This window comes from Bacillus sp. LL01 (assembly GCF_001037965.1).
On the sequence record NZ_LFEL01000044.1, the window covers coordinates 1 to 9,713 of the forward strand.

At 39.0% G+C, this 9,713-nt stretch carries 11 protein-coding genes; 7 read left to right on the top strand and 4 right to left on the bottom strand.

Annotated elements, in window-relative coordinates; translation table 11 throughout:
* Nucleotides 1-274, bottom strand: a 274-nt coding sequence (locus tag AB685_RS31920) for a hypothetical protein (RefSeq protein ID WP_047972941.1), incomplete at its 3' end; no start/stop codon positions are given.
* A gap of 178 nt (nucleotides 275-452) precedes the next feature.
* Here AB685_RS31920 and AB685_RS23165 point away from each other — a divergent pair.
* The 3 genes from AB685_RS23165 (at nucleotide 453) to AB685_RS23175 (ending at nucleotide 2,989) form a co-directional block, all read left to right on the top strand.
* Nucleotides 453-950, top strand: a complete 498-nt coding sequence (locus AB685_RS23165; protein WP_047972942.1) for a L,D-transpeptidase family protein — start codon at nucleotides 453-455, stop codon at nucleotides 948-950.
* Between the two features lie 210 nt (nucleotides 951-1,160).
* Nucleotides 1,161-2,276 (top strand): FAD-binding oxidoreductase, encoded by a 1,116-nt coding sequence (locus AB685_RS23170; protein WP_047972943.1) that lies wholly within the window; start codon nucleotides 1,161-1,163, stop codon nucleotides 2,274-2,276.
* A gap of 83 nt (nucleotides 2,277-2,359) precedes the next feature.
* On the top strand, nucleotides 2,360-2,989 hold the full coding sequence (locus tag AB685_RS23175) for a peptidylprolyl isomerase (RefSeq protein ID WP_047972944.1): 630 nt from the start codon (nucleotides 2,360-2,362) through the stop codon (nucleotides 2,987-2,989).
* Nucleotides 2,990-3,036: 47 nt separating this feature from the next.
* Here the strand turns inward: AB685_RS23175 and AB685_RS23180 are convergent, their stop codons facing one another.
* Entirely contained in the window at nucleotides 3,037-3,540 is a 504-nt protein-coding gene (locus tag AB685_RS23180) for a ferritin (RefSeq protein WP_047972945.1), read from the bottom strand.
* A gap of 210 nt (nucleotides 3,541-3,750) precedes the next feature.
* Between AB685_RS23180 and AB685_RS23185 the strand changes: the two genes are divergently transcribed.
* The 3 genes from AB685_RS23185 to AB685_RS23200 all read left to right on the top strand — a co-directional run bounded on the left by AB685_RS23185 (nucleotide 3,751) and on the right by AB685_RS23200 (nucleotide 6,206).
* A complete protein-coding gene (locus tag AB685_RS23185; RefSeq protein ID WP_047972946.1) occupies nucleotides 3,751-5,055 on the top strand; it encodes a uracil/xanthine transporter in 1,305 nt (434 codons plus the stop codon).
* 91 nt (nucleotides 5,056-5,146) lie between these two features.
* A complete protein-coding gene (locus AB685_RS23195) occupies nucleotides 5,147-5,776 on the top strand; it encodes a peroxiredoxin (protein ID WP_241773371.1) in 630 nt (209 codons plus the stop codon).
* Nucleotides 5,777-5,876: 100 nt separating this feature from the next.
* Complete coding sequence (locus tag AB685_RS23200; RefSeq protein WP_047972949.1) at nucleotides 5,877-6,206, top strand: antibiotic biosynthesis monooxygenase; 330 nt, start codon at nucleotides 5,877-5,879, stop codon at nucleotides 6,204-6,206.
* 30 nt (nucleotides 6,207-6,236) lie between these two features.
* On the opposite strand, the gene AB685_RS23205 is transcribed toward AB685_RS23200, so the two are convergent.
* Nucleotides 6,237-7,271, bottom strand: coding sequence for an iron ABC transporter permease (locus AB685_RS23205; protein ID WP_047972950.1), 1,035 nt, complete (start codon nucleotides 7,269-7,271; stop codon nucleotides 6,237-6,239).
* Complete coding sequence (locus AB685_RS23210; RefSeq protein WP_047972951.1) at nucleotides 7,271-8,299, bottom strand: iron ABC transporter permease; 1,029 nt, start codon at nucleotides 8,297-8,299, stop codon at nucleotides 7,271-7,273. Before AB685_RS23210 ends, AB685_RS23205 begins: the two co-directional genes overlap by 1 nt.
* A 121-nt stretch (nucleotides 8,300-8,420) precedes the next feature.
* On the opposite strand from AB685_RS23210, the gene AB685_RS23215 reads away from it, so the two are divergent.
* Nucleotides 8,421-9,713: helix-turn-helix domain-containing protein (locus AB685_RS23215; protein WP_053073928.1), on the top strand; the 1,293-nt coding region annotated here is incomplete at its 3' end.

Sequence of the window (9,713 nt, forward strand, 5' to 3'; positions counted from 1 at the left end):
TGGAGATAGCAGCAGGGAGCAGCAGTGAGAAGAGGGGGCTAGGTGCATGAATACATGATCCTTTTTGCTCTAGGTGCCCTAAGAATGAAGCTTGGTCAAATTCAACTAATGGCTGCACCGTTAAGAAGTCGTCTTTATGAAAAAATAGCAAATAGTGAAGGTTATCAGACCCCACGCATTCAATAATTTTACACTGTTGAAAAAGAGTAAGTTTATTGGCTTGTAGGATTATTTGTTCTTGATTATGGTTTAATATCCATTCAGTTGGCTGCATAGAAAAACCTCCTTTTCTTAACTGTAACATAGTTCCATTACGATAAGAAGTTAAAGGAGTCTCTTATTAAGGGTTGCTTTTATCAAAATAGAAAGCGTAATATTTTGTATCGATGAACTAAATAGCTACCTCCTGCTCATATGATAAAACAATACCTTTATGAGTAGGAGGTTTTTTTATGTATCAGCATATTGTTAAACCAGGTGAGACGTTATTTTCCATATCTGAAGATTACCGCACTCCATATGTCACTATTGTAAAAGCTAATAACATCCAAAATCCAAATTTAATCTTTGTTGGTCAGCCTATTATCATTCCAGGCATACCAGATCCTAACCAGATTCCTTTTATGATTGAAGTGTCAATAGGAAGTCGAACATTAACTTTGTATGAAAACGGTCAAATACGTAAGGTTTATCCGATTGCTGTTGGGCGTATGCTATTTGATACACCTGTTGGAAACTTTATTATTGTTAATCGCCAACCGAACCCAGGAGGCCCGTTTGGTACTCTATGGTTATCTTTGTCTAAGAAAAGTTATGGAATACACGGTACAAACGATCCAGCTTCAATTGGTCAGGCAGTATCTAGAGGGTGTATTCGTATGTACAATCAAGACGTCGAGGAATTGGGATCAATCGTTCCCAATGGTACAATAGTAAGAATTAATGCTTGATGACTTGGAGTTTATGAAAATTAGTCTTCCCGATAGATGTTAAAAAACCACTAGCAAATTTCTATGAAGATACTCAATTTTCTCCACCAATTTAATGGATGAAGAGAGCCTATTTAGATCGGAAAACTAAGTAGGCTCTTGAGTTGATTGTAGAGTCTGGAATGTTCTTGTACACTACTACTATAAACTGATTTAGAAAAGGTGTGGAGAATGAGTACATATATTATTGTTGGGGCTGGAATTCTTGGAGCGTCTACGGCTTATCATTTAGCCAAAGCAGGTGCAACGGTCACGCTCATCGATCGCGGAGATAAAGGTCAAGCGACCGATGCGGCAGCCGGCATTGTTTGTCCATGGTTAACACAACGTCGCAATAAAGCTTGGTATCAGCTTGCTAAAAATGGAGCGAGGTATTACCCGGAATTAATTAATGAATTAAAGGAATTGGGCGAAACAGAAACGGGATATGCGAAGGTTGGTGCGATTAGTCTTCATACGGATGAAAGTAAACTTATAAAAATGGAAGAAAGAGCTAGAGCTCGATTAGAGGATGCTCCTGAAATTGGAGAGATTACTCGCTTATCCCCAATAGAAGCAAAAGAGCTACTACCTGTGCTTGCCGACGGCTACGGAGCTGTGCATGTAAGTGGTGCTGCTAGGGTGAATGGACGAGCTTTAAGGGAAGCCTTAATTAATGCTGCAAAGAAGTATGGAGCAACCTATCTTGAAGGAGAAGCTCATTTAATTCATGAGGGTAATCAAGTACGTGGGGCAAAGCTCGGGGCTGAATCCATGTATGCTGATCAGGTAATCGTTACCGCAGGTGCTTGGGCAAAAGAGTTATTTCAGCCACTTGGTGTTACTTTTAAGATCGAACCTCAAAAAGCTCAAATCGTTCATCTTGAATTACCAAATGTAGATACATTTACTTGGCCGGTTGTCATGCCGCCTAATAATCAGTATATACTCTCACTTGAAGATGGTCGGATTGTAATAGGTGCTACACACGAAGATGAGAAAGGCTATGATAGGCGACCTACTCTAGGTGGCATGTATGAGGTTTTTGATAAAGCTTTAAGCATAGCTCCAGGCTTAGCAGATTGTACGGTTCTTGAAACAAGAGTAGGGTTTAGGCCGGTTGCCCCTAATTTCTTGCCAATTATCGGGCCACTTCCTAATTGGGATGGGGTCTTTGTTGCTAATGGACTTGGCGCATCTGGTTTAACAGCTGGACCTTATCTTGGAGGCGAGTTAGCAAAGCTCGCGTTAGAAGAGCCAACTGAAATTGACATTGAACTGTATGATGTTACAGGTGCTGWAGAGTAAGTTTGGTGGAAATATGATTATGTAGAGAATGATCAAGCTGTAGTATAATAAATAGGATTATGAAGGAAAGAAGGTTTTAATTGATGAAAAAGATGGTGTTACGTTGGTGTCTTTTAATGATCGCATTGATGATGCTCGTTGCATGCGGACAATCTAGTGATGAAGAGATGAATGAAGCAGACGAACAAGGTAGCGATGAAGTTGCAAGTGATGCGGATTCTCCTATTGTGACAATGGAAATGGAGAATGGTGGAGAAGTTTTAATTGAGCTTTATCCTGATGTCGCTCCAAAGACCGTTGGAAATTTTGTATCGCTTGTTGAAGAAGGATTTTATGATGGATTGACTTTTCATCGGGTAATTCCTGGGTTTATGATCCAAGGAGGAGATCCTGACGGGAATGGTACAGGAGGTCCTGGATACTCGATTGAAGGTGAATTTAGTAGTAACGGATTTGAAAATAATTTAAAGCATGATCGTGGAGTGATTTCAATGGCACGATCTCAAGATCCCAACTCAGGCGGCTCCCAATTCTTTATTATGGTGGCCGATACGCCTTCTTTAGATGGCGAATATGCATCTTTTGGTAAAGTCATTAAAGGAATGGATGTTGTCGATAAGATTGTTACAGTGGACACGGTAAGGGGAGATGCTCCTGTAGAAGGACAAGAGCAGATTATTAAACAAATGACAGTTGAGATGTCAAACGATTAGATTAAAAGCAACCCCCACAGAATATATTCTGTGGGGGTTATTTATTCTTACTCATCAGGAGTAAACGATCGTTTTGAGAATTCATCATCCATCATGAAGAACGTGTTACTATCATCGTCAATCCGTTTTAACTTGTGAATAATACTATCAAACATATCTTCTTCTTCTACTTGTTCCTCAATAAACCATTTTAAAAAGTTAATCGTAGCGTGCTCTCTTGTATCCCAAGCTAAGTCAGATAATTGATAAATTCGTTTGGTTACTTCTTTTTCTTGGGTTAAAGCTTTTTCAAATACATCCAAAATTGAATTGAATTGATTGTTAGGGGTTTCGAATCCAGTAATGGTYGCCCTCTCTCCTAAAGCGTTAATGAAATTATAAAATTTCATCGCGTGAAACCGCTCTTCTTCAGCTTGAACTAAAAAGAAATTAGCAAAGCCATCAATACTTTCTGATGAGCAATAAGCTGCCATTGCCATRTAAGTATGGGCGGCATAAAATTCATAGTTCATTTGTTCATTTAAAGCATCAAGTAATTTCTCATTTAACATATAAACGCCTCCTTTATAAGCACTTTATATAGTATACCAACATCCCTTAAGATTTCATGCTATCTTTCTAATCGTTACCCTTATTTTTCTCAAATGAAACGAAGAGAGCGAATTGCTGTCAGTTCATCCCTTTAATTGAAAATAAAAGACTTTCTTTTTTCGACTGTATAAAGTTATCCTTAAAAGATAACAAACAAGTAGGGTGATCACATGAAAAATTGGACTTCAGCTTTTACATTAACCTCATCTGTACAGTGGTTGTTTTTTATCTTYGCCAATACCATTGTTGTCCCCCTTTCTATAGCGGTAGCTTTCGAAGTGCCACCTGATACGGTAAAGCTTATGCTCAGTGGTTCGCTTATTTTTACAGGCTTAGCTTGTGTGATTCAAGGTTTATTTGGACATCGCTACCCTTTAATGGAAGGGCACTCAGGGCTGTTATGGGGTGTTATGCTGAATTTAGGGTTATCAGCTTCAGCGATGGGAATGAGTTATTCGCAAATAGGTGGGGGCCTTGCAACTGGCATTCTGTTGGCTGGCTTGGTAACCATATTACTCGTGCTTTTGAACTTAATTCAATATGTACAACAGATCTTTACGCCTATGGTGATGAGTGTTTATTTATTTCTACTCACATTTCAATTAATTTTTGTATTCTTTCAAGGGATGCTTGGTATTACAGAACAAGGAAAGATTAATATTCCAGTTAGTATCCTTTCATTAGTGCTTGTGATATTTGTAAGTGTGTTGAAAATTAAGGGCTCTAAAACAATAAGCAATTTCTCGATTCTGATTGGAATAGTAGTGGGATGGATCTGTTATGTATGGTTATTTCCTAATGAAGCAGAGTCTGTAGTTACACAAGGATTTTCCGTTGCGTTGTTTCCACTTGGTACACCGAATTTAGAGTATGGGATTATAGCTGTTGCTTTCTTTGCAGGTATATTAAATTTAACAAATACTGTTGCTTCGATTCAAGCAGCTGCGGAACTCTTCAAAGAGGTACCTAACCAGAACCAATATAAGCGCTCATTTTTTTGGACTGGTTTCTTTTCGATTATTGTCTCGGGCTTTGGCCTTGTACCATATACACCTTTTACATCGTCAATTGGCTTTTTGCAAAGTACTCAGATTTATAAAAAAGAACCCTTTTTAATTGCTGGGGGCTTATTATCGTTAGTAGGGTTGATTCCAACAGTTACAGCCTTTTTAATTACTTTGCCAATCTCAGTGGGGAGTGCCGTTCTTTTCGTTGCCTATTTACAGCTGTTTGGTACGGCATTTAATAGTTTAAAAGGAGAAATATTTACATCTAACACCATCTTCAGGCTTGCTGGTCCTTTATTAATTGGAGTGAGTTTAATGACGATTTCTCCTCAAGCCTTCAGTGATTTTCCTATACTACTTCAACCAATCTTATCAAACGGCTTAATCATGGGCGTCGTGATTTCCATCTTCTTAGAAAAGCTTATTGTTTGGGAAAAGGTAGATCACTATTTGAAAAAAGCTTCTTAGAAAAGGAGCTTTTTTTATTGGTTCAGCACGAGGAAAGTGACATAACGCGTGGGAATTATCATACAGTAATAAAATGAACGGAGGTGAGAGGATGAGACAACCACAAGAAGCAGAGTTTACTGTTAATGATGTTGATCGTTGCGAAGTTCCTTTTTGTGCACAGACCAATGATGTAGCACCACTTTTCTCAGCAGAGGCTTACCATGCTATAACAGATTCAATTAATAAGGTTAATCTTGTTGATTACCGAGGGAAATGGACCGTACTGTTATTTTACTCAAGTGATTTCACATTTGTATGACCGACTGAGTTGGCAGCGGTCGCTGCTCTTTATCCTGAGTTTCAAGCACTAGGAGCTGAAGTTTTAGGAATTAGTACGGATAGTGTTTATGCTCATAAGGTTTTTACAAAAGTTTCACCGAATGCAGCAAGAGTTCAGTACCCTCTTGTGAGTGATCGAAACCAAGTGATTAGTAGAGCTTATCGAGTTTTAAATCCTACTGCGGGAGCTGCTATGAGAGGAACTGTTATCATTGATCCACAAGGTGTGATCAAAGCTAAGTTCGTTTATCCTCCGGAAGTTGGCAGGAATGCTTTTGAAATTTTAAGATTGCTACAAGGTTTGACGTACAATCAAGAAACGGGGCAAGACGTCCCAGCTAACTGGGTTTCGGGGCAGGCAGGTATTTTACCTGATATAGGACTAATAGGAGAAGTTTAGAAAGCGCCAGGTTTAAAGGCGCTTTTTCTATTTTTTTAATTGAAAATGATAATCTATATCAATTATAATGATTTTATACATATGAAGGAGGTAATAATTCATGTTTGCACAAATTAAAACACTTGTAGTAGAGGAAGGGTTTGCCGGAAAAGTGGTTGACAAGTTTTCTACCCCTGGGATCATTGAGGAGCAGCTTGGATTTCTTGATTTAACCGTTTTACAAAAGAAAAAGCGAAGGGGGAATGTAGAGATACTCGTCCTCATTCGTTGGGAATCTGAAGAAGCGTGGAAAGCATGGGAAACGAGTGAAGTACATCTTGCTGGACACCGAGAAAATCGAGGTAAACCAAAGCCAGAGTTTATAATTGAAGGAAGTCAAGATGTCTACCATGTCATTGGACAAAAAGAATACAGAGCACTTACTAAATAACAAAAGCCCATCCTTTTGGATGGGTCTTTATTATGTTTTAAAGCCAGAACCTCTGCGATTGAGCAACATGTATATAAGGTAAGGGGCGCCGATAATCGATATGACAATACCTACTGGAATATCTGCCGGAGCAAGGATGTTTTTTCCGATCATATCTGCTAAAAGAAGAATCAGCATCCCGATTAGAGCAGAAGCAGGCAAAAGACTGTAATAATTTGGCCCTGTTAAGCGTCTAGCTAGATGCGGGGCTAATAAACCTAAAAACGAAATACCTCCTCCGACAGCTACACAAGCTCCTGCCAATGCCGCAGCCAGACTAAGTAACAGCCTTCTTTCGAATTCAACATTCATACCTAATGAGTAAGGAATTGGATCACTTATCTGTAATAAGTTTAATGTTTTTGCTTTGAAAAAAGCAAACGGTAGCAATACCACAATCCAGGGAAGTAGGGCATATACGTAACGCCACTGTGTACCCCAAATACTCCCTGTTAACCAAATGGTTGCTTCCTGAAAATCTCTAGGATCCATTTTCAGCTGCACAATTATGAGCAAAGCTCCGCATAGAGCATTAAAACCAATYCCTATTAACAGCAATCTCCCAGGGTCGACGCCATCTTTCCATGAAAATGTATAAATCAGCATTGCAACCGTTAGTGCCCCGTAAAAGGCAAATAACGGTAACATAAAAGGAGATTGGAAAATTCCTAGAGCTTCGTTGCCTTTAAATAAGAAAATACATAATACAACGGCAAGTCCTGCCCCCGCGTTAATTCCCAGGATGCCTGGATCGGCTAATGAATTGCGAGAAAGGCCCTGCAGGATTGCCCCTGAAACGGCAAGTCCTGCTCCAATTAAAAGGGCTATTATCATACGAGGTAATCTTAATTGAAAAAGGATAAGTTCATGTTGAGGAGTTCCTTCTCCTCGCAATGTTGTTCCAATCTCGCTAATACTAATAGGTAAAACGCCGGTCTGTAGACTGAAAATAAAAGTACCTAAAATGAACAACAGAATCACCAAGAATGGTTTTTTTGATTCTTTAAAGGCTGCGATCCATTCCATTAAACATTCCTCCTTTTCATGCGAGCTAAGTAAAGAAAAAATGGCACTCCAATAATAGCAGTGATTGCCCCTACTGGCGTTTCAAATGGAGGATTAATCATCCGAGCACCGATATCCGCAATGATAAGGAGGAAAGCACCAATTACAGCGCTTGTTGGTAGAATGTAGCGATAATCTATTCCTACTAAGGAACGTACAATGTGAGGAACTACCAAGCCGATAAACCCTATGGCTCCGGCAATAGCCACAGCAGCTCCAGATAAAAGTACTACAGCAGTGATACTAAACCAACGTACGCGGTGGAGGGAATGTCCCAGCCCAGTAGTTATATCATCTCCCATTGTTAAAGTCGTTAAAGAACGGCTCATCATTAGAGCGATTAACAATCCCGTGATCGTGATAGGAAACAGTATGTATACATGCACCCACTTAGAGCCAGATAGTCCTCCAGCAAACCAAAAACTTAAATCTTGGGCAACCTGAAAATACAGAGCTAATCCAGTTGATAATGCACTAAATAACATACTTAGAGCAGCCCCGGCTAAAGTAAGTGTTACAGGGGATAGCTGTTCCCTGGAGATGATTGTAAATAACAATACTAAAACAGCGCCAAGGGCAGCACCAATAAACGACCATCCTAATAATCCCCAATAGGAAATACTAGAAAAGAAGGATAGAGCAATGGCAATAGCAAGTCCAGACCCTTGTGTGATCCCAATAATAGAAGGATCAGCAAGAGGGTTGCGGGTTACTCCTTGCATAAGAGTACCGGCAATGGCTAGTGCAGCTCCTACTAAGGCAGCTGTTAAAGCTCTTGGAATCCTTACTTMAAAAATAAGGTGATGTTCAAGTAGTTCTGGGTTGAAAGAAGTAAAGGACTCAATAATAACCGAGGGGGGGATCCACACAGCCCCTAATCCTATGGAGATAGTAATACTAATTGCTACTCCAATTAAACCAATTAGCAACCATATTAATGGGCGTGAATTCATAGCTTGCTCTCTAGACATTTTTACTAATGAAGGCATAGTAGTATCCACCTTTTTCAAAAAAAGTAGTGAAAATGATTATCATTTTCGGTATGATCGAATATAAATCTACTATTATTTTGGTAATATTGTCAATTAAAATTTGGAGGAGTTAATAAAAATGAATAAAACTAAACTCTTTTCTTCTACTTTCATATCCGCTTCTTCTCACAAGCTAGAAGAAGGAGGAGATATAGATATAAAACTCGGAAGTGATCAAAGTCTTTTAATCTATGTAGTGACTGGTCAAATTAAATATGAACAAAATTCGAGGAATCAAACCATACAAGAAGGAGAAGCACGGTGGTTGAAGACACACCTGTTTAAGGCATATGCTGTGACAAGAAGTATTGTATATAGCGCAGTGGGATCTAGTGAAGGTTTAAGTGAGGATGAAAAATTTCCTGAAGTAGCTACTAATAAGCGAACTGCAAAATTAGTTCCACTATGGGCACCTCTTTTAGAAAGGGATTGCCGTAGGACGTTCTCTCATTATTGTCAAAAACAATCGGCATGGTGGAATCTATTAGCTCAACTTACAGAAGAGAATCAAATAATAAAGGAAGAAATGGTTGAAATTGCGTCTCAACTAAGTCAGCAACTAGTGGATGCTCCTACAGTAGCCGATCTTGCTGAAAAAGCGAGAATGACTCCGGCTTCATTTTCTAGAGCATTTCGAAAAAAAACGGGGTATTCGCCTAAAGATTTTTTGAATAATGAGAGGATAAACAAAGCAAAGCAGCTCATGATTCAACAGCAAACCGTGACATTAAGAGAGATAGCTCTTCAAGTAGGCCTACAAGATGAATTTTATTTTAGTAAGCTTTTTAAGAAAAGAACGGGAGTATCACCGACTACTTTCTTAAAAAGAATAAAAAAAAGAGTAGCAGTAGTTAGTCAATTGTTTCTACAAGATCATTTACTAGCTTTAGGGGTTCAACCTATTCTCTCCATGGGATATCCCTCACTATTTCATTCAAGCGGACTGCCGAGTTATTACAAAAATGAGATGGTTGGAAGTTTAATTATTAATGCTGAAGATGGCTGCTCTCCCAAAGAAGTGGTCTCTTTAAGCCCGGATCTAATTATTAAAACCCCTTTACGTGATGAAGAGAAGCTATCGGTTTTATGGACACATCATACTAATGTCCATACACTCCCTTTTCAGACTCAATGGGAGAATTATTTAATAGAGATTGCTAACATCATCGATAGAAGTGAGTATGTTGATGAAATTATCCGTGAAGTACGGTCGCTAGAATGGTGGGCAAACAACCAATWACAATCTATCACCACTCATGGACATTKGGCAGTAATCTGGATTAGAAAAGAAGAAATCAGGCTTTATGGAAAAGGTGGACATGCTAATTCTGATTTATTATTTACACGATTAGGATTTAAAGCTCATCCCCAG

What these genes read in the sequence shown, in the direction of transcription:
- AB685_RS23165 (WP_047972942.1), top strand. Translation starts at nt 453, where the DNA reads ATGTATCAGCATATTGTTAAACCAGGTGAGACGTTATTTTCCATATCT.
- AB685_RS23175 (WP_047972944.1), top strand. Translation starts at nt 2,360, where the DNA reads ATGAAAAAGATGGTGTTACGTTGGTGTCTTTTAATGATCGCATTGATG.
- AB685_RS23200 (WP_047972949.1), top strand. Translation starts at nt 5,877, where the DNA reads ATGTTTGCACAAATTAAAACACTTGTAGTAGAGGAAGGGTTTGCCGGA.